This window comes from Acinetobacter sp. 129952 (assembly GCF_056642055.1).
In genome coordinates, this window is sequence record NZ_JBWVSU010000011.1 from 18,871 (window position 1) to 39,148 (window position 20,278).

The following is a 20,278-nucleotide window of genomic DNA, read 5'->3' on the forward strand; positions in this document are numbered from 1 at the left end:
AAAATTAAAAAGCCTGAATGCGTCAGGCTTTTTTTATCGCTGCTATTTTATAAACAATACTATTTGGCCTGATAAATGACTTTGCTTACGTAGGTCGGTAAATTCCAAGCACCACCGGCGAAGCCTTTACATTGCACGGTCAGACTACTGAAGCTTTTGACAAATTTCTTGCCATTCCAGGCCCATTCGTCCTGACTCAGACAATCACCCAAACCACGTACTTTATGCCCAGAAAATATCTGGCCTTGGCTAAATGTTTCTCCCGAGGTGGTTACTAGCTGTTTCAGTTGCTTATTTTGATCCATCAGCCAGAAGCCACTACCCATATTATAAGCCCCGCGCCAGCACGGCACCTGAACCAGCTGATTCTGGGCATTAATGGGATAAATGGTCATGACATCATCATTGAGAAAACGCTGGCTAAACAGCAAATCACATTGATCCTCGTTGGTGGTGGCTTTCAGTTTTCGAATCATCTGCTGACTGGCTGCCGTATTCAATTTCGCTTGAGTGACTTTGCCTGACTGATATTTTGGTATCTGAATTTTCGGTATCGCTGCAGCTTTGAGCACCGCCTGATTGGATTTTTTCCCCGGCCTGATCAAGGCTGAGGGCGTAGAAAGTCGACGCTGAAATTCATCCATATTCAGTAAAACGGCACTGGCACCGGAAGTCGACAGGTTCCAGCGTGATTGCGTATTCTTAAATACAACCGGAGCTGTTCCCTGTACAGCTTTTAGCAAGGCTCGCGTTTGATCAGTACTGAGTTGCCCTATTCCCTCCCGATTCAGACCAATCACACCATAAGGTGTGCTGGCAATTTGTAGCTGAAGCTGTCGTGTAGGTGTGGCAGCAGCTAAGGGTAAAATCTGGACTTGGGCTTTGATACTACTGTTTGCACCCGCAGCACGCTCTAGTAGCACCGAAACCGGCTGATCAATATCTTGATCCGATTGATAACCGGCAGCGCGGCAGGTGCCGGTATTATCACAGGAAATTTCCCAGTCTTTATGTAAAAAATGCAGTCCCTGAATAGCAGCCAGACTCCATGAACTGATACTGGCTAGACCAAATGTGATACTCATGATTTTGATGCTGTAGATCCATTTTTGTTTCATCATTTAGTCCTTATTTAAAACGCTTGCCGAGGTAGCAGGCTGCATCTGCTCAATCTGCTTCTGTTTATCTTTTTTCTTGCGCTCATTGCTCAGGGTCGCCATTAAATCCTGCGCCAAAGCCTTAAGCAGAATCATATCTTCGGCCTGCATCTGTCTCGGTTGTTTATCCAGCAGACATAGACTCCCAAGCGCAATTCCATTTTTATCTTTTAAGGGCACACCGGCATAGAAACGGATATGATGCTGTCTTAACTCTGACAGATGCGGAAAGCGCGGGTCACGCTGCAAGTCTTCAATCACCAAAGGCTCATTCTGATAAAGCAGATGGGTGCAAACTGAATCCTTGCACATTTTCCGGGTTGCAATAGGTTCTTGGGTAAAAGGACTGACTGGAATATACATTTCGTGCTGATTCAGCCAGGAAATTTGTGCGTAATCAACATCAAAGGCCTGACGGGCTTCTTCAATATATTGTTTATAAAGGATCTGATGACGGTGATCTAATAATCCTAACTCATTTAAAGCCTGCTGCCGTTCTTTTTCATTCTTGATCTCCAGATTCTCAAACCAGTTCTCCCCTTCATTCAAGGTATAAGTTTCGATAGTCAGAATCAGATCATCGACATTATTGACCAGTGCCTCCAGCTCAAAACGTTGTTGCAGTTCATCCAGAAGCTCCAGCTGCATCACGCTCCAAGTCGCAAAAATGATTTTCAGCTCAGGATATTGCTGCGCCAGTCTATATTTCAGCAACCGAATCTGTGCCGCAGGCGCATGATGAAAAATCGACACACATAAAATCTTGATCGAAGCTGGTAATACAATACCCTTTCCTGATTCACTCGATTGAATCAATACATCCGGATCATTTCGAGCAGCAATATTTTTGAGATTCAGCGCGTGTGCCAACATGGCAGAAATCTGGGTGTCAATTTCCCAACGCGCACCGACACAATAAACTTCGGGCTGCTCGGCACTTAATTTACTTGGATAGGCTTTTTGAAATGCATGATTAAAGAACTGCAAGCCCTGATAAAGACGCAACCGGTGTTCGGCAGTAACATCGGTATCATGTCCTTGAGAATAAATCCGAATGGCTGGAATGGCCACTTCGCCATAGAACATCTGTACACGACGGGCCACCTCCTCTGCACTGGGCTTTTTCGGTAATTGCGCACAGATGTAATCATTGGCTACCTGCATTGCATCATTGACTTCATCAGCCACCAGTCGTTGATAAAAGCGTTCGGAGGGTGACAATACTGGCGTACTGCCAAGCAAAGTTTTAACAAAACCCAGTGCCGGCACGTAGTTGGACAAAACCAGCAGGCAGGCAGTCAAAGGCGTCGACAAGATCAGCCCTACCGGTCCCCAGAGGGTGGTCCAGAACGTAGCAGCCAGAATAATTGCCAAAGTAGACAGACCGGTACTTTCCCCATACAGCCAAGGTTCAATCACGTTATTGCTGATGAGTTCCAGCACCAGTATCAAGCCCACAGTCCACAGCACCATGTCCCAGCCCGGATCAACGGCGAAAGCCAGTGTAATCGGGAAAATAGCTGAAACGATCGGGCCAACATAGGGTACAAAACGCATAACCACCGCGACCAGCCCCCACATGATCGCTGCCGGCACGCCAATCAATAACAGCCCAATCGCCATGGGAATACCATAAGTGACATTGACCAGCAGCTGCATGCGCAAATAGGTTCCGATACTTTTTCCGGCATCATCCAGCGCATCGGTGCCGATATTCAGATTACCGCCCAAGAGTTTCAGAAAACGGTCATGCAAGTCTTTGCCATTGAATAAAATCAATACCATAAACAGGAACACAATCCCGATAATCGCCAACGGATTCAGGATTTTATTCAACCAGTCTAGGGCAGCTTCTTCACTCGTTGGTTCCAAACCGACCACTTTGACATTCTGCACATTTGGGTCTTCTGTTTCCTGTTCTGGGGTGTCTATCGAATCTTCGACTGTGTCAAAGGTCTGGATCGCACCGTCCCACATACTCGGTCCCTGACGATAGTTTTCGAGCATTTTCAGTTTTTGCTGGATGGTGTCCTGATATTGCGGCAGTTCCTGACTTAACTTGCCAAGTTGCACCCCCAGATAAGTTGCAGTGCCACCCAGAAATGACAAGGTCAGGCACATGACCAGGCCAATCGCCGCCCATTGGGGACAGCCCCAGCGCTTTAAACGGGAAACCAGAGGAGAAAGTAAAAATGCCAGCAGAATGGCCAAAGCCAGCGGAATAAAAATATCACGGCCAAAATACAACGCCGTCATGACCACAGCAGCAATTACAAAGCCTGCCATCATTCTGAGTGCATGTTGGGTGCGCTGCCGCTCGGACTGATCCGGCATCAATACTTCAGTCTGTTGTTGCAGGTTGGCCTGTCTTGGTTTTACTTGACTGTTCTTGTTGTTATCCACCTGAAAAGTCCTAAAATATTATTCCTTCAACATAATTTAGGACTTTCTATATTTTTGTTACAAAGGTATTCCTGTAATCATTTGCAAAGATATTTCACTTAAATCTTTTCAGGTAAATAGATTAACTCACGCTTTTGATCCGGCGCATTTTCCGGGTTTCAAGTTGCACAGGGACTGAAGTATGTTGATGCAGCAATTGCCATTTGCCCTGCTGCTTGCTGAGACACATGCTGACCCGACACCAGCCCAATTGGAAAATCGGTTCAATCACCGCATAATTCACCCGGACATAACCCTCGACTACAGCCAGATCAGAAGTGACATGAATGTTCATATTCTGCCGCTCTACACGTATTCCTTCGGGCATAAAGTGCCGATATTGTTGCCAGAGGGCCTTATAGGCTTCGACGCCTTTAACCTCCATACTGACATCAACCAGACGGATCTCCGGTCGGCACAATTCAATAATATCCTGAATATCGAGTCTGGCTATGGCATTGTCCCACTCTCGAAGAAATGCCATGACCTCCCGAGCCAATTGTTCATCCCCAAAAATCTGCATTAAATTTTCCTCAATCGGACAAGTCAGACCTGAAATCTGGGATTCAATCAACTCACCCGATTTCTGATCTTTTGTTCTTATTATTTTGCCTATGCTAAAGCGTTATTCTCGCTTTGCTCTCCCCACTGCCTGATTGGATACAGCCCACCTGAAGATTATTTTTTAAATTATTTTTATTTCAATCAGGATGAATATGCTGTTTCTAGATTGGATGATTCAAAAATCAGCAGCGATTAAAATCTACTTTAGAACTTTTATCGCATGCCTGTAAATGACATAAAGCGTCATTTAAAAATAGAAATAATTTTAGATCTGAATAAGATAGCGAGCTGTTACAGACCAAGTCGATCTGTTTATAAATTTACTACGGCGTTGATGAAGTTTTAAGGCATTTGATCCATGTGATATCAGCAGATAAAAGCCATCATTCAGATAATGGCTTTACTATAGGTCTGCTTTGGCATTTCAATGATTTCGACACAAAGCTGTATTTTGAATTCAGGTTGTGGCGCAATATATTGCTGCATGACGTTGAGCACCAATTCGGAAATCGCCTGACGAACTTCGACACTGCGCCCGCTCAACAGTGAAACTTTGGCATGTACATAGGCCTGATCTGTAACAGCATTCAGTCCAATCACATAATCCTGCTGCATAATCGCACGACTTTTTAAATCATTGGGATCGGTGACATGGCCGGCGTTAAAAAGTGCCTGATGGATCACGACCAATAAGGGTTTGATCTCGATATGTTGCAGATTGTCAGAATATTCCAGATGCAAGTGCGGCATTAAAGTGGTCTCAAATCGAAATGCGAGGATCAGGGCGGCAGGAAAATGATTAGCCCAGAATTTCAGCAATAATGAGAATAATACGAATCATCAACCGTATTATTCTCTCGTCAGAATTTTAGTCTAGGGCTAAATTTAAGCTTTCTTGACATATTCGGATTTCAGTTTCATCGGGCCGATTCCCTCGATTTTACAATCGATATCATGCCCATCGGCAGCATCAGGCAACAAACGGATACTTTTGACTTTAGTGCCCACTTTCACCACTGAAGATGAACCTTTGATTTTCAGGTCTTTAATCACCGTTACACTATCACCATCTGCCAGCACATTGCCATTGGCATCCTTAATGATCACTTGTTCTTCAGTGACTTCACCTTCTTTCCACTCGTGTGCGCATTCAGGACAGATCAGTAGATCACCATCTGCATAGGTATATTCAGATTGACATTTTGGACAGTTTGGCAGACCCATAAGAACCTCGAAAAAAAGAGAAAAATAAAATAAATGAAACAAATAAGCGCACAGTATAGCATCTTTGTCAGGCGCGCTGATGGAGAGGACATTGGGATGAAACCAACACAGGAGATCCAATGAATTAATTGTCTGAAATCTGCGGATTAACCAGCAAAGACAGGAGTTGCAGTGATTCCTGCCAACTCAAATGACATACCGCTGGCGGCACCACATCCGGATAACCCACCTGAATAATGTGTAAACCGGTACCGATTGACACTTTTTCAAAGATGATCGTGACCTCTATTTCACCCTGCAATTCGGGGGTAGAAAACTGATCGGTATAGCGCAGCAACTGATTGGGAATGACCTCATGATAAACACCATGAAAATGATGCTGGGTCCCGGTAGAAAAATTGGTAAAGGTGGTTTTATAGCTGCCGCCGGGTTTAACTTCCGCATGTTCTACTTTGGCAATAAAGCCATGTGGTGCCAGCCATTTGGCCAGTGCATCCGGATGCACAAAGGCACGATACACCCGCTCCGGTGGTGCGCTGAACACACGATGCATTTTTAAGGTGTAACTCATTTTTTCTTGTCCTTTGTTCTTATTATTTTTTATTGCGGGATATTCCCTGCATTTGTTGTAACTAAATCCTCAGCATCATCAGCCTGAGTTAAGTACTCATTTGAGTTATTTTATCCAGTTTTGAGCTGGCTATATATAATGAGTATGTATCTATACTCAAGCTCAAATCTTCGTGTAGCAATTAAATAGAGCAATAAAAAAACCCGGCAGCACCGGGTCTCTTATTTTAAATGCTTTAAATACAAGCATGATCAGCTACTACGCAGGCTGCTCTCTTCGTCATCCAGCTCATCATCATAGACATAGGCCATGCAGCCCCAGCCATCATATTCGCCCTGAAATTGTGCAGCGATTTTGCTGAACCATTGTTCCAGATCCACGATATCTTCGTAGGCAGGCTCCATATACACATAAATCGTGATAATCCATTCCAGGGTATCGCTTTCTTCGTCCTGAAACAGGCTGATTTTTTGCTCTTCTTTTAATAGATGCAAGGCACAGCGATCTGCCTGCGCTTCATCCGCAAAGGCAATCGAAAATTCAATTTCGTGCGCTTCTTGCAAGTCGTCGCCATCCTGATGCATTTGCCACAGTACATTGCCATTTTCATCGTCAGGGAATTGATTGTAATCACGTGACATAGAAGTATCCTTATTATGATGCTGTTTTATTCTGCATTTAAGATTAGCTGATTTTTGTACAATTATCGAGATACAGACAAAAAATATTATCTTTTAACCATAAATAAACATATGATTTTTATAAATATAAAAACAAGTAAGGGGATCAATATATTCGAGATTCCTCAAGGCCAAAAATCCTGAAAAATATCAGGATTTAAACCAACTTATAGCATTCAGAATACTCTGGTAAAAATCTTCTAGCCCTATGAGTGTCATGATCTACGCGATGTATGGATGCAGATGATCTTGTTTCAATTGCAAAACCAGTGCAGCAAACTTGAGCTCCTCTAAACGCAGATCAAGATAGGATTCTTGAATCATCGCCTGACTCAGTGCCTGCCCGGTATAATTCAGCAAGACATAATCATCCTTTAAGGCCTGCAATATCTCGCCCAAATTTTCTGTGCTTAATTGAGAGAGATATAAATCTGCCTTACAGTTGAAAGCCAGACTCAGGATTTCAATAGTACTTCGACGGCGATTGTCGTCGACATAATTACAGCTCGCCACCTGCTGTTTTTCTATGGCCTGTTGAATTCTGTCACGGACATTGCGTAAATGCCGAACCGCATCCGTTTCGCTATAACCCTCAATCAGCTGCTCTAAAACCTGTGTTGCGGGAAGCTGCAAGCCGAAGCGCTGGGCCTGTATTTTATGCTGTAAAGCACTCAATATCTCTTGCAAGCGATGCTGTTGTTTAGCCTGTTCATAATAACCGTGCAAACTTTGTCGGGCCTCCTGCTCAACCTCGGCCACGGCCTGCGCCTGAAACTGGGCAAGATAATCTTTTACTCTTGCGATATAGGCTTTGAGATCATCGATCATGATCGAAGCATCCAGCTTGGTCGCTTCAACAAAGTTTTCAGCCTGCAAAGTCCGGTTAATAATATATTGCTCGATATCCCAGATATCCTGATATTTTTTATATTTATTCAGGGCAATGTTTAAACTGCCATTTTGTACCCGCAATTGGGTGATTTCATAATTCAATTCATCGACTTGAGTTTCATAATCTGCCAATTTGCTGCGGGAATGATCCAGGTTTTCCTGTAAAAACTGGATATTGCTGCGTAATGAAGCCTGTACCTTTAAGCTCCATAGCAATGCACATATTAAAATACTCGCGAGAACGAAGAGAGCCATACTGAGCATCGTTCTTTCCTTTAACCCCGGGCAGCGCCCTAAACCATCAAATTAAAAATTTATTATAAAGTCATGATTAATTTTGCATCACTTCGGCCAGATAATCAAAGCCGTTGATCAATACTAAGTCATTCATTCATTTTATTTTTCTACAAAATTTTTATGTGCAAGTCATATATGACTGACTACTTTCCAGCTCAAGACAAATCCATTCTGAAACAACTTACGATATTTTTTATATCAAAGGATATAATTTGAAAGTTTAAAAATAATGAAAGGAAGGTTAAAAAATCATAAAAATAAAGGCATCAGGCCTATAGCGGGAGATAAAAGAATAAAAAATCTCTAGGCTTATCGTCAAGAGATAAACCGAACATTAAAATTTATATTCTGCAGTAACAGCCGATCAGGCAATGGATCAGTAGAAAATTTCATTTGAACATGCTTATAAAGCCACTCATTTCCACGCTGTTATCGAAATAAATTCTCACACTTTTTTATTCGGATTGCCCAGTTTAAGAGCTTGATCCTGATCATATTTATGAGATTAAAAAGCATGTGTCCGGTTGAATCTAACTATTAAGCAGAATCAAATTAGAATGGTATGTCTGCCTTTATTTCGACCGGGACACCACTCAAAGGCTGGGTAAAAGCCAAATAACTGGCATGCAAGGCCATACGATTTAAAGGACTGCGCTGGGGTTCAGGATGATAAATTTTATCGCCAGTAATGGGATGACCGATATGCAGCATATGCACTCGTAGCTGATGGGAACGGCCGGTAATGGGGGTCAACAACACCCGACTAATGTCTTGCTGGGGTAGATATTCTAAGGCCTGATACAAGGTTTTGGCGGCCTTGCCCAGTTCAAAATGCACCATCTGACGCGGACGGTTTTCCCAGTCGGTAATCAAAGGTACTTCGACGCTGCCCTCACCCTCAAGTTTGCCTTGTACCAGCGCGACATAATTTTTAAGTACCGTGCGTGCCTGAAACATTTTACTCACTGCCACTTCTGCATCGCGGTGTTTGGCAAACATCAAAATACCGGAGGTGGCCATATCCAGACGATGGGTAATTTTGGCCTGCGGATACTGGTCCAGTACCCGCAAATAGGCACTGTCGTGATGTTCAGGTAAACGCCCCGGAACCGACAATAATCCGGCCGGCTTTTCAATCACCACCAGATCATCATCTTCATAAACGATATGCAACGGTTCTTGCGGTGGACAATAGACAAAGTCATGGTTAATGGGCATTTTAAGGGTACAGCATCTGGAACAATGCGCGCAAAATAACAAGCGGCTTCTGGGCTGTCAATTACCGTGCTTGACCAGCTCAGCTTAATCTGCCAGATAATAATCGACCGTCGAGACTACACGCACTTTCTTCAAATACGGGGTATTGCTGTCGCGATCTTCAATACTAAACAGCCCCTGATTGGCGGACTTGATTTTGCCCAGACTGCTTTTTGAATCTGCCGCAAATTTTTCGGCTACACTGCGCGCATTTTCGGTGGCCTGTTCAATCATCGCCGGCTTGATGTCATTCAGCTTGGTAAATAAATATTCCGTTCTTTGTCCAGAATCATCTCCGGCAAAGGCAATGCCTTTTCGACCCAAAGCCACCAGACGACTTTGTGCCGCACGCACTGCATCTATTTTATGGGTATAGACCGTAATGGTCTGACTGGCAGTATAACGTAGCGCGACATTGGCATCCCCACCATATTGCTGGGCGTATTTATCGGTGATACTCGGTGAAGCACTGGTAATTTCTTCCGTGCTAAATCCTTCATTCTTTAAGAAGGTCTGAATTTCCTGGGTATTGGTTTGCATAGTATCGTACAATTCGGCCAGATCCTGACTGCCGGCATTAAAGCGGATTGGCCATACCGCCACATCGGCTTTGACTTCACGTTCCGACAAACCTTTGACCGAAACTATACGTTCATACTGTTTAATTTTTAGCGCGCTATTGCCCAGAATCCATCCTGCAATAATCATTCCCAAGCCGATCAAGGCGCCTAAAATCAGGGCCGGTTTGAATTGATTCATCCTTCAACTCCTTTGAAATCTTTTTTCGTTCTTATTGATCCTGCCACGCTATCAAGTAGCGATAAAATGATACTAATTCAATCTTATTTTTATCACTCGAAGATTCAATCACAACATCGTACTTAACCTTGATTTATCAGATAGATTGCAATTAACGGCGTCAGGTTAAACAGCAGAATGCCAATTTTATACACAGCCATTCCTGAATAATGAATCACATCAAAACTGGCATCTGACAGCCGAAACCATTTTCCATGCACCTGTTTCATCCAGTTTCGGGCAAAGACAAAGACTACGAACCAGATCATGAGAATGACATAATTGATCAGTGTGCAAAACAGTAAAAAGCGACACCAGATATCGAGATTCATGAGGATTCCCCTAGGGGGCAGCTGATGTTTTTAAAATAACAGATCATGCTGATAAATGAAGGATGGATTTGTATCCTGCTTGGATAAATAGTTTTCTTAAATTTATGATTTATATTTATTTTAATTTTTAATTCTACGTATATTGCTGGAGAATTTTTTAGGGTGTTGGGAAAACTCGCAATGGTTTACTTCAACTATCATTCTTTGTAAGACCTGATCTTATAGCCTATAAACTTTTGGTCTATAGCGTCCTAAGCCGAATCGAGACCTTTTGGGTTCGTACTGCACTCGCGTTTTGCGCCGCTCACAGCATGCTACTCTTTCCGATCCCATCACACCCTTGAAAGCTATATTAGGCAAAGATGGACGGGATTAATTTCCTATGTTTTTTTAATTTGCATTAAATCTGAAAATTTATTTCATTATTAACCCACATATAGAGAAATAAATTCCATTTCCAATTTTTTATGCTTTTTTATTCGCCAAAATGAGACTTTATTGCAATTTATATTCAGGACAGGATTGCTGTTTTATTGAAAGAATGTTCCCTGAATCCATTGCGCACTAAACCACCAGGCACTAATCGCGGACATCCCGCACAGAAGATTAGCCAGTACCTTATTAATTCTAGTCAACTCAGAACTATAAATTTTCAAATTAAGCAAATAAGCGATCACAGCGTAAACCGAGCCAATCGCGCCCCCAAAAAGAATCAAGATCAGTGGCCATGCAGAATAGAAATGGGCTTTTTTATCTAAATTTCCTGACTCTGGTGCGTGCTGTTGAATATCCATAGGTGATAGCCCTCTTTTTAATATATGCACTTGCACTATTTCTAGGCAGATATTTATCCTTTAGAAAAATATTTGCCTTCTAGAACTTTCACTGAAGCAAGAAGCAGACCAGTTTTATCGTACAAAGAGCTGTCGGGTATGATGATTGATATAGGCATTCAGACCATCGCCATATTGAGCGAGCTGTTTCATGTTTTCGACATGCTGATAACCGGAACTGCTATAGCTATAAGTATAAACTTTCGAGTTTTTCTTAAATTGAACCCGAATAAACTAGTTACCAATCTCGTAATTGGCAACACCTGAGTCATGATTAAGATCAAGATAATGTTGCAATTGAGCTGCCCTAAACATTGTGAATCTAGAGTTTTATATGGGGTTTTATTGGTTAATTTTCAAACAATAATATTTTAAGAAAATAAAATCTATAAAAAAAATATCCCATTATTTAATGGGATATTTTTTAAATCGGAGTGAACTATTTAACAATTAGGATCCACTACAAAACTTGTCTGGCTGAATTTTTGCCATGCACCAGTAGCAGCACCATCCACAACGAGAATAGAGATAATTCCCCAATCCAAGAAAACACCTAATAAGGTTGTTGGATCAAAAGTTTTTTGTGGAATAACGATGTTGGTTTGGCAGCCTTGCTTCTCTGCTTTAATTACATAATTTTCTTTCTTTTTGAAAGTATAAACAGTATTACGCTGACCCATATATTCTTCATTGACATATAACTTAGCCAATTCATCGTTACTACGGATATTCACAGTTTGTGTTGAACCATTAAACATCGTGGCACAACCTGAAGTAAATAGGATTGCACTGCCTAATATTAAAGCTGTAAATTTTTTCATTGTTTCCCCCCCGGAAATATCTAACCTTAATTTTAAGTGGTTAGCTAATTTTTAAAACAGACAACCTATACCTTTTATACTAAGAGTTCAAATAATTTTTTGAATTTATTATAATTTTTTGCTTTAAACTAAGATTCCTCCCAACATAAAACTGTTTTCTCATAATAATCTTTTATTTCTATGTATGAGATTTGGATACCACAGCAAAAAGCCCTATCGAGTAATAGGGCTTTCATTCAAAACAGAGGGTAACTGTTTGAGTTGTTTTGCTTAGGCATTCTTATTGTTAAATTGATTGCCTTGGCATTTGGTACACGGTGGTAAACGATCAGTACCAATTTCTAAGTAGGTGCGGTGTCCGCATTGAACACAAAAATAGAAGCCTGTTCCGGGTTTTTCGCCAGCAGTAACCATCTTTGTTCTCCATGGTTTTAGAAATGGTCTGACTAGTATAACCCTCTGGTGATGAATGTCTATTGTCCATTTTTGTAAATGATAGTGTCGTTTGGGCAAAGTAGTATTTCTAATTATTATTTAGTAACTCATTAATTAAGTGATAATTTATTATTTTTTTCAAGTTAACTAGTTTAATAACATTGAGATAAGTGATGCATAAGGCCAAGTATAGCGCAGTGCGTTAATACAAAATTATCACCATAGCCATATGAAATTTTATATTCCCTTAAAGTTATAGACGTCTTTAATCATTGAGGAAGCTCAATTGCTTAAGTATAAAAAGAAAAGTACCTGTTTGTATTTTCTTGATAAAGACATTAATGCTCTAAATAAAAATCCCACTTCACAGTAGGGGTCTTTTTAAACAACTTCAATAATTTTAACTTCACCCTTGCGAAGCAATGCTTCTTATCTTTCAAAAAGATGAGAACTCCCTCCTTTTAAAAAGGAGGGTTGGGGTGGATTAAAAAGAAGTAACTTAAATCAAGCCACATTCCCTTCCAAGAAATCCTGTGCAAAGCGTTGTAATACCCCACCCGCTTCATACACATGTACTTCTTCTTCAGTATCCAGACGGCAAGTGACTGGTACTTCAATAATCTGGTTCTTACCATCATCGGTTGAACGCTCAATTACTAAAGTTAAAGTCGAACGTGGCGCAATATTACCAATCACGCTATACAGCTCAGTACCATCAAGACCTAAAGTCTTACGATCTGTACCCGGCTTAAACTCAAGCGGTAAAACGCCCATACCGACTAAATTAGTACGGTGAATACGCTCAAAACCTTCAGCGACAATTGCTTCTACACCTGCCAGACGCACACCTTTCGCCGCCCAGTCACGGCTAGAACCCTGACCATAATCCTTACCAGCAATAATAATCAACGGCTGTTTACGGTTCATGTAGATTTCAATCGCTTCCCACATCCGCATTACTTCGCCTTCCGGCTCCACACGCGCTTTCGAACCTTGCTTGATCGTGCCATCAGAACGCACCACCATTTCATTGAACAATTTCGGGTTGGCAAAAGTCGCACGTTGCGTCGTCAGGTGATCACCGCGATGCGTTGCATAAGAGTTAAAGTCTTCCTCAGGCACGCCCATTTTTTTCAGGTATTCACCTGACGCACTGTCGAGCACAATGGCATTCGATGGTGACAAATGATCAGTGGTGATGTTATCGCCCAAGATCGCCAGCGGACGCATATTTGACAAGGTACGCGGTGCAGCCAAAGCCCCTTCCCAATACGGCGGACGGCGAATATACGTACTTTGCGGACGCCAGTCATACAACGGACTTGTTGCTTTTTCATTCACACCCAAGTCGAACATCGGAATATAGATTTTTTTGAATTGTTCTGGTTTTACAGCAACTTTCACCAGCGCATCAATTTCTTCATCCGATGGCCAGATATCTTTCAGATAAATCGGGTTGCCATCTTTATCATTTCCTAAAGCATCTTTTTCGATATCAAAACGAATCGTACCGGCAATCGCATAAGCTACCACTAATGGCGGAGATGCCAAGAACGCCTGTTTCGCATATGGATGAATACGCCCATCGAAGTTACGGTTGCCCGAAAGCACCGCTGTTGCATACAGGTCACGGTCGATAATTTCCTGCTGAATCTTTGGATCGAGTGCACCTGACATGCCGTTACAGGTCGTGCATGCATAGGCCACGATACCAAAGCCCAATTTTTCTAAATCTTTAAGTACGCCTGCTTCTTCCAAATATAAAGCAGCCGCTTTAGAACCCGGTGCAAAAGAAGATTTTACCCAAGGCTTACGGACCAAGCCCAATTCATTGGCCTTACGCGCCAGCAAACCGGCTGCCACCGTATTACGTGGGTTTGAGGTATTGGTACAAGAGGTAATCGCCGCGATAATCACCGCGCCATCTGGCATTAAGCCTTCTGCTTCTTGTGCGCGAGCAGCATCTAGATTACCGGCAATACCTTTTTCTTTCAGGTCAGCCGTAGATACACGTGCATGCGGATTTGATGGCCCTGCAATATTACGTGTCACAGTCGATAAATCGAAATGCAGCACACGTGGATATTCCGCTTGGGTCATATCCGATGCCCAAAGCCCGATCTCTTTGGCATAAGTTTCGACCAGTTTGACTTGCTCAGGCTCACGACCGGTCAAGGTCAGATAATCAATGGTGTTCTGGTCGATATAGAACATCGCAGCCGTTGCGCCATACTCAGGCGTCATGTTGGAAATCGTGGCGCGATCACCCACCGACATGCTGTCAGCACCTTCACCAAAGAATTCTAAATATGCGCCAACCACACGCTCTTTACGCAGGAATTCAGTTAATGCCAAGACGATATCCGTTGCGGTAATACCCGGCTTGCGCTGACCTACCAATTCCACACCGATAATATCTGGCAGACGCATCCACGATGCACGGCCCAACATCACGTTTTCGGCTTCCAAGCCGCCAACACCAATCGAGATCACGCCCAATGCATCTGTATGAGGTGTATGCGAATCTGTACCAACACAGGTATCCGGGAATGCCAGACCATCACGGTTCTGAATCACCGGAGACATTTTCTCCAAGTTGATCTGGTGCATGATGCCATTACCGGCAGGAATCACATCAACATTTTCAAAGGCAGTTTTGGTCCATTCAATAAAATGGAAACGGTCTTCGTTACGACGGTCTTCAATGGCACGGTTTTTCTCAAAGGCATCCGGATCAAAACCACCAAACTCAACCGCCAGTGAATGATCGACAATCAGCTGGGTTGGAACTACCGGATTGACTTTCGATGGATCACCGCCCTGATCGGCAATCGCATCACGTAAACCGGCAAGGTCAACCAGTGCCGTTTGCCCCAAGATGTCATGACACACTACACGTGCCGGATACCAGGGAAAATCATGTTCCTGTTTACGCTCAATCAGCTGGCGTAAAGACTGTTCCAGAATGGCAGGATCACAACGACGCACCAACTGCTCTGCCAGGACTTTGGAAGTATAAGGAAGTTTGGCATATGCGCCTGGCTGAATATTTTCTACGGCCTGTCGCACGTCATAATATTCCAGCTGGGTGGATTGCAGCGGTTTACGGTAGTTGTTGTTCATAAGCTTGCCTGCCCTCGTTTATCTCTATTTTTATTCATCAATAGATATTGATGAGTTACTTTTGTAATAGCAGCATTGTACGCTGCACAAATAGCATTTCCCAAATTTTATATTTTTCAATTACTTAATTATAAAAATCGGTATTTTCGCAAAAATTTGTTACATAGACTTTAGAATTTTTGCTTTAAAGCGGTCTTTTGCTAAAAAAAATCTGAATAATTCGCCTTATTCTTTAGTCTTATGTTGCAAAATATTTCTCTATCTTTTTATTTGAATATTACTATAAACCACTAATATCATTAATAAATAATTAATTTTATGTGCATTTTTTTAAAGATAAAAAAATATAGTCTCACTGGTTTTCATAGGCCTGTCCTGCCGCCGCATTTAGCAAAATTTCAATCCCCTAATTTGGGATAGCAGATTTTCCAAAACTATCAGAATCTCAGTGTGACGAATGTCACATTCTTTGCAATCCTCACATTAAAACAATAACCATAACAGGCAGAACTGAAATGTTGAAAATCGCAATATTCGGAGCTATAGCCGCCATTTTGACGCTCTTAGCTCGCGGTTGGGATGGAACAAAAAATCCATCGCCGCCGTCAAATCCATCTAACCCCTCCCAACCTTCTCATCCCTCACACCCAACACCTCCACCCAAACCCTCACATCCCGTTCCGACAACATCAGATAGCTTGATTAGCAACCCACCTCTGTTACCGAAAAGTGCCAAGGGCAAATATGAGCTGATCGTGGCCTATAAAACCAGCAAGCTCTACAACCCCAGAAATGGATTATGGGATCAGGTGCTGCTGAGAGGCTATTTAACCAAACCGAGTTTATTTGATAAGAAAAAAACTGGTGAATATATTGAGGATCAATTGGTCGGACCACAGATTCGGGTCAAACAAGGTGAAACCATGGCGCTTAACCTGAATAACCAGCTTCCACCCGAGGCAGAAACAACCTGTCCAACGCATGTTGAGAATGTAAATGAACCACATTGCTTTAATACCACCAACCTGCATACCCATGGCTTTTGGGTCAGTCCTCAAGGCAATAGCGATAATGTTTTCCTGAAATTCAAACCTCAGGAAAAATTTGATTATCAGTTCAAAATGGAACCGAACCATCCCGCAGGGACTTACTGGTATCACGCCCATCTGCATGGCTCAACTGCTCTTCAGGTATCGAATGGCATGGCCGGCCCATTGATTGTTGAAGGCTCAAGAACACCAAAAGTCAAAAATGGCAAAGTCACCTCAACTGGAGATATGGATATTCTATGGAAAGAAAAAAACAGTTATCCGAATGAAAACATCCTGCTGTTCCAGCAAATCCAATATCGCTGTAGCAATCCCGATCCTAATGTCACATTCGCTGTTCCCAATAACTGTGAAGGTGTAGGTATAGGCATGCTGGAAAATTATAATGACCTCGCTGCATTTGCCTCCTGGGGCGACAATAACTACTACACCTCTATCAATGGTAAAATTTTAGGTGAGATCAAAGCAGAACAGAATCAGTTTAACCGCTGGCGCATGATTCATGGCGGTGTACGCGATACCATTGGTTTAATCATTAAGGAAATTCCTAACTCCAGTAAATTTACTGCAGAGCAAACCATTAAAGCCTGTTCAGCCTATCAGGAGGCAGACAAGAAAGCTGAATTTGAGAAACTGAATAGCCTGAATGTGCATACCATCGCGCAAGATGGCTTAACCATGAATCATGTACAGACCAGAACCCTGTCCGTGTTCCATCCTGGTTATCGTCATGATGCAATGGTTGCCTTTCCGACCACCAATAGATACTGCCTTTTTGACACCAAATTGAATATCGATGATGAAATTAACGCGCCATTACCGAATGTAGGCCCTCAAATTGCTCCAAATCACCGCTTCAATGCCCAACTGCTGGGATGGGTCAATGTAAAAGCAACCAAGACCAAGGCTCAGACTGCTGCCCAGTTCCTGAAAGATCGGGCACAAAAAATTGGTTTAAGCAAAGACATCCAGACCCAGTTATCTCAGCTTAATCTTTCTGCGTTTAGTGATCATCCATCACTGATGACACCGGAAATTGATAAAGTAGTTGCTGCCCGACCAAAACAATATAGTGCTTTTTCGCTCGGTCCCGACCCTAGAACTGGCGTATTCAAATTTGGCTTCCGGCATAAAAAAGATGGAGATACACTGAGTTTCGGAGATTTCTTTGATGGAGATGGTTCAGTGGAGGGTGAATATGTCCGTCAGTTACAAGTTGGACAGACTGATGAATGGGAACTGACCAGCGCCGGTTTTGGTGGCCATCCGTTCCATATTCATGTTAACCCGTTCCAGATTGTTAAAATTTTGAATCCCCAAGGTAAGGATGTCAGTGAGGCAATAGCCCCAGAAGATCCGGTGAATCCAGTTCTGGATGATGTGCAATACCGTGGCATGAAAGGACAATTTAAGGACACGCTTTTTGTAAAACAAAACTATACCTATATTATCCGCAGCCATTACAAGAAATTTGAAGGTGACTTTGTACAACATTGTCATATCCTCGACCATGAAGATCAGGGCATGATGGAAACCGTACGGGTCTGTGGAGGCAAATTCCCTTGTGATTCGCCATTACCGGCTAGTCATCACCACTAAAGATCTGCTCGCTAAAAGCCAATGATTTCGATTGTTGGCTTTTTTGTTTGCCTCTATTTGATGCTTGCTGCACAATAACTGCATTGATTTATAGTATTCAAACCGGGGCTTATTATGGCAGCGTCTCCTGCTTTTACATTGTTTAGTCTGAATGGTGTAGATGCACAAAAATTCCTTCAAGGTCAGGTGACTTTGAATACTGAAACTTTGGCGGAAAACCAGACCCGCTATACTGCAATCTGCAGTCTGAAAGGACGCATTCAATTTGGCTTATGGCTTAAAAAAATCAGTCCAGAAAGCTTTGAAATCGTCAGCACTGAAGATCAGTCCATGGAGCTGGCCAATCATATTAAAAAATTTGGCGCCTTTTCAAAAATGAAACTGGAATTGGTCGGTTCGGTTTATCCAGTCATCAATGGCATTCATACTGACTTTGTGGCGACTGAAACCGATGTGACGATGTGGGAACAGCAAGCCATTGAATCGGGCCAGGCCTGGATTCAGGCTGCCACCGCGACCCTGTTTCAACCACAAGAATTACGTTTGCATCAACGCGAAGGCATCCACTACGATAAAGGTTGCTACCTGGGTCAGGAAGTCATTGCACGCTTGTGGTTTAAAGCCAAGCCAAAACACTGGTTACATCTGGTTCAAGGCACAGGTGTCGCGCCTGATGTTGCGACCAAACTGAGTAATGATGTTGAAATCGTCAATAGCATCACGACTGATACCGGTTATAAAGCACTCGTGGTCGCAAAACCTGAGGCATTGACTGAGCTAGGTCTCGAAGTTCTGGAACTTCCTGAAGCCTTAAGTGGTGATGTGGCGCGTCCGCAATAATGAGTGCTTAGCACATAAAAAAAGCCAAGATGAAATTCTTGGCTTTTTTGTTTTAGAAACCATGAAACAGCTTGTTCATGTCTTTCACGACATAGTCTTTGAAATGATAGGCTCGCGCATGTTTGGCATCAAACTTTGCCGTGAGTTCACCTTTTTGAAAGACATATACCCGGTCTTCCTGACTCATCAAAAACTCTGCCCCAAGTTTCATCAGCAGCGCATCAATCTTGTCTTCATCGGCAATCGATTCATCAGCATTGATTCTGTCATAGTGACGTTTAATGGTTTTGACAAACATGGTGAAATCCTGGGAGTCTGATTCAAACCGAGATTTAAACAGAGAAGTCAGCTGAAGCAAAGCAATCCTTTTGATATCTGCAGGATTGATCAGAAACCTGTCCGAATCATGCATCGATTTAATCGGTGTATTGTGCTTCGATGATTTGTATTTAGTGACAAATTGTATATTTACAAAGCACAAAATCCTTTTATGATGTAAGTGAAAATGATTAAAACCGCACCAAGGAATAAGGTGCCAGCAATAATAAGGTTATAGGAACCATGAAAAAATTAGTACTCGCTGCAGTTCTTGCCGTTTCTGCGCAATTCGCTTTGGCAAATACCGTAAAAGATCAAGTCGATCCCCAATTTCAAAAAGTTGAGGCCATGGTCAAAGCCAATAATTTTAAAGGTGCCTATGATGCTTTGAATCAATTGGCCAGTCAAGGAAACGCCCAGGCTTTATATAACTTAGGCTATTTGACCCAAACCGGCCAAGGTACAGCCAAGGACGAGAAAAAAGCCATTCAGCTTTACGAGCAGGCAGCCAGCAAAGGCTATCCGGTGGCCAATTATGTATTGGGTAAAAATTACGCGGCCGGCACACTCGGACTCAAACAGGATTTGACCAAAGCCAAACAGCATCTGGAACGCGCTTCGGCAGCCAAGTTTGATGATGCCAGCATTGATCTGGCCATACTGCTATTTTCTGAAAATACGGCAGCGTCAAATAAAGCCGGACTGCAAAAGCTACAACCGTTGATCACCAAAGGCAATATGCAGGCCATTCATGCCAAAGCCTTATATGACATCAGCAGCGGTTTCAAAAAGAAAGATGAAAAACCGATTCAGCAAGGTCTAAGCAGCATTCAGGAACTGGCCAAAAAAGGTTATATTCCGGCGCTGATGGCAGTGGGCAATATGTTTGCCAATGGCAGTATTGTTCCGCAAAATCTGCCAGAAGCGAAGAAAATCTTTGCCGCACTGGCGCAGCAAAATGTTCCACAGGCCAAAGAGTCTTTGGCAGCGGTAGACAAAATGCTGGCTGAGCAGAAAAAAGCACCTGCGAAAAAGAGTTAGGTTAAT

At 42.6% G+C, this 20,278-nt stretch carries 19 protein-coding genes and 1 pseudogene; 3 read left to right on the top strand and 17 right to left on the bottom strand.

Features of this window, described 5'->3' with window-relative positions:
• Positions 1 to 59: 59 nt before the first annotated feature.
• The 16 genes and pseudogenes from AC1IR0_RS12340 to acnD all read right to left on the bottom strand — a co-directional run bounded on the left by AC1IR0_RS12340 (position 60) and on the right by acnD (position 15,425).
• The gene (locus tag AC1IR0_RS12340) at positions 60 to 1,118 is read right to left on the bottom strand and encodes a DUF1176 domain-containing protein (RefSeq protein WP_409666030.1); all 1,059 of its coding nucleotides are present in this window, start codon (positions 1,116 to 1,118) and stop codon (positions 60 to 62) included.
• A gap of 3 nt (positions 1,119 to 1,121) precedes the next feature.
• Entirely contained in the window at positions 1,122 to 3,560 is a 2,439-nt protein-coding gene (locus AC1IR0_RS12345; protein ID WP_409666032.1) for an AI-2E family transporter, read from the bottom strand.
• 121 nt (positions 3,561 to 3,681) lie between these two features.
• Positions 3,682 to 4,122, bottom strand: coding sequence for a YybH family protein (locus AC1IR0_RS12350; protein ID WP_325754959.1), 441 nt, complete (start codon positions 4,120 to 4,122; stop codon positions 3,682 to 3,684).
• A 428-nt stretch (positions 4,123 to 4,550) separates the two neighbouring features.
• Positions 4,551 to 4,913 carry a 5-carboxymethyl-2-hydroxymuconate Delta-isomerase gene (locus tag AC1IR0_RS12355; RefSeq protein ID WP_253099969.1) on the bottom strand — a complete coding sequence of 121 codons (363 nt, stop codon included), beginning with the start codon at positions 4,911 to 4,913 and terminating at the stop codon, positions 4,551 to 4,553.
• 135 nt (positions 4,914 to 5,048) lie between these two features.
• Positions 5,049 to 5,387 (bottom strand): zinc ribbon domain-containing protein YjdM, encoded by a 339-nt coding sequence (locus AC1IR0_RS12360; RefSeq protein WP_004645911.1) that lies wholly within the window; start codon positions 5,385 to 5,387, stop codon positions 5,049 to 5,051.
• 124 nt (positions 5,388 to 5,511) lie between these two features.
• The gene (locus AC1IR0_RS12365) at positions 5,512 to 5,958 is read right to left on the bottom strand and encodes an SRPBCC domain-containing protein (protein WP_005106162.1); all 447 of its coding nucleotides are present in this window, start codon (positions 5,956 to 5,958) and stop codon (positions 5,512 to 5,514) included.
• A gap of 251 nt (positions 5,959 to 6,209) precedes the next feature.
• Positions 6,210 to 6,599 carry a ribonuclease E inhibitor RraB gene (locus AC1IR0_RS12370; RefSeq protein WP_004281735.1) on the bottom strand — a complete coding sequence of 130 codons (390 nt, stop codon included), beginning with the start codon at positions 6,597 to 6,599 and terminating at the stop codon, positions 6,210 to 6,212.
• A gap of 261 nt (positions 6,600 to 6,860) precedes the next feature.
• Positions 6,861 to 7,793, bottom strand: a complete 933-nt coding sequence (locus AC1IR0_RS12375) for an SNIPE associated domain-containing protein (protein ID WP_409666037.1) — start codon at positions 7,791 to 7,793, stop codon at positions 6,861 to 6,863.
• Between the two features lie 585 nt (positions 7,794 to 8,378).
• Entirely contained in the window at positions 8,379 to 9,044 is a 666-nt protein-coding gene (locus AC1IR0_RS12380; RefSeq protein ID WP_153566458.1) for a pseudouridine synthase, read from the bottom strand.
• An 84-nt stretch (positions 9,045 to 9,128) separates the two neighbouring features.
• Entirely contained in the window at positions 9,129 to 9,842 is a 714-nt protein-coding gene (locus tag AC1IR0_RS12385; protein ID WP_005104124.1) for an SIMPL domain-containing protein, read from the bottom strand.
• A gap of 122 nt (positions 9,843 to 9,964) precedes the next feature.
• Positions 9,965 to 10,213 carry a DUF6868 family protein gene (locus AC1IR0_RS12390; RefSeq protein ID WP_409666040.1) on the bottom strand — a complete coding sequence of 83 codons (249 nt, stop codon included), beginning with the start codon at positions 10,211 to 10,213 and terminating at the stop codon, positions 9,965 to 9,967.
• Between the two features lie 530 nt (positions 10,214 to 10,743).
• Positions 10,744 to 11,007 carry a hypothetical protein gene (locus AC1IR0_RS12395; RefSeq protein ID WP_114541035.1) on the bottom strand — a complete coding sequence of 88 codons (264 nt, stop codon included), beginning with the start codon at positions 11,005 to 11,007 and terminating at the stop codon, positions 10,744 to 10,746.
• A gap of 114 nt (positions 11,008 to 11,121) precedes the next feature.
• Positions 11,122 to 11,343: pseudogene (locus AC1IR0_RS12400) on the bottom strand (hypothetical protein).
• Positions 11,344 to 11,489: 146 nt separating this feature from the next.
• A complete protein-coding gene (locus AC1IR0_RS12405) occupies positions 11,490 to 11,867 on the bottom strand; it encodes a hypothetical protein (RefSeq protein ID WP_180038987.1) in 378 nt (125 codons plus the stop codon).
• A gap of 270 nt (positions 11,868 to 12,137) precedes the next feature.
• Positions 12,138 to 12,281: a zinc ribbon-containing protein gene (locus tag AC1IR0_RS12410; protein WP_004645925.1), complete on the bottom strand. Its 144-nt coding sequence runs from the start codon at positions 12,279 to 12,281 to the stop codon at positions 12,138 to 12,140.
• 525 nt (positions 12,282 to 12,806) lie between these two features.
• Positions 12,807 to 15,425: a Fe/S-dependent 2-methylisocitrate dehydratase AcnD gene (acnD, locus tag AC1IR0_RS12415; protein ID WP_479741432.1), complete on the bottom strand. Its 2,619-nt coding sequence runs from the start codon at positions 15,423 to 15,425 to the stop codon at positions 12,807 to 12,809.
• Between the two features lie 515 nt (positions 15,426 to 15,940).
• Between acnD and AC1IR0_RS12420 the strand changes: the two genes are divergently transcribed.
• Positions 15,941 to 18,073 carry a multicopper oxidase family protein gene (locus tag AC1IR0_RS12420; protein ID WP_409666045.1) on the top strand — a complete coding sequence of 711 codons (2,133 nt, stop codon included), beginning with the start codon at positions 15,941 to 15,943 and terminating at the stop codon, positions 18,071 to 18,073.
• A 114-nt stretch (positions 18,074 to 18,187) separates the two neighbouring features.
• Positions 18,188 to 18,913: a CAF17-like 4Fe-4S cluster assembly/insertion protein YgfZ gene (gene ygfZ / locus AC1IR0_RS12425; RefSeq protein ID WP_153566454.1), complete on the top strand. Its 726-nt coding sequence runs from the start codon at positions 18,188 to 18,190 to the stop codon at positions 18,911 to 18,913.
• Positions 18,914 to 18,965: 52 nt separating this feature from the next.
• On the opposite strand, the gene AC1IR0_RS12430 is transcribed toward ygfZ, so the two are convergent.
• Positions 18,966 to 19,211 (bottom strand): hypothetical protein, encoded by a 246-nt coding sequence (locus tag AC1IR0_RS12430; RefSeq protein WP_004645929.1) that lies wholly within the window; start codon positions 19,209 to 19,211, stop codon positions 18,966 to 18,968.
• A gap of 263 nt (positions 19,212 to 19,474) precedes the next feature.
• Between AC1IR0_RS12430 and AC1IR0_RS12435 the strand changes: the two genes are divergently transcribed.
• Entirely contained in the window at positions 19,475 to 20,272 is a 798-nt protein-coding gene (locus AC1IR0_RS12435; RefSeq protein WP_409666047.1) for a tetratricopeptide repeat protein, read from the top strand.
• Positions 20,273 to 20,278: the final 6 nt, after the last annotated feature.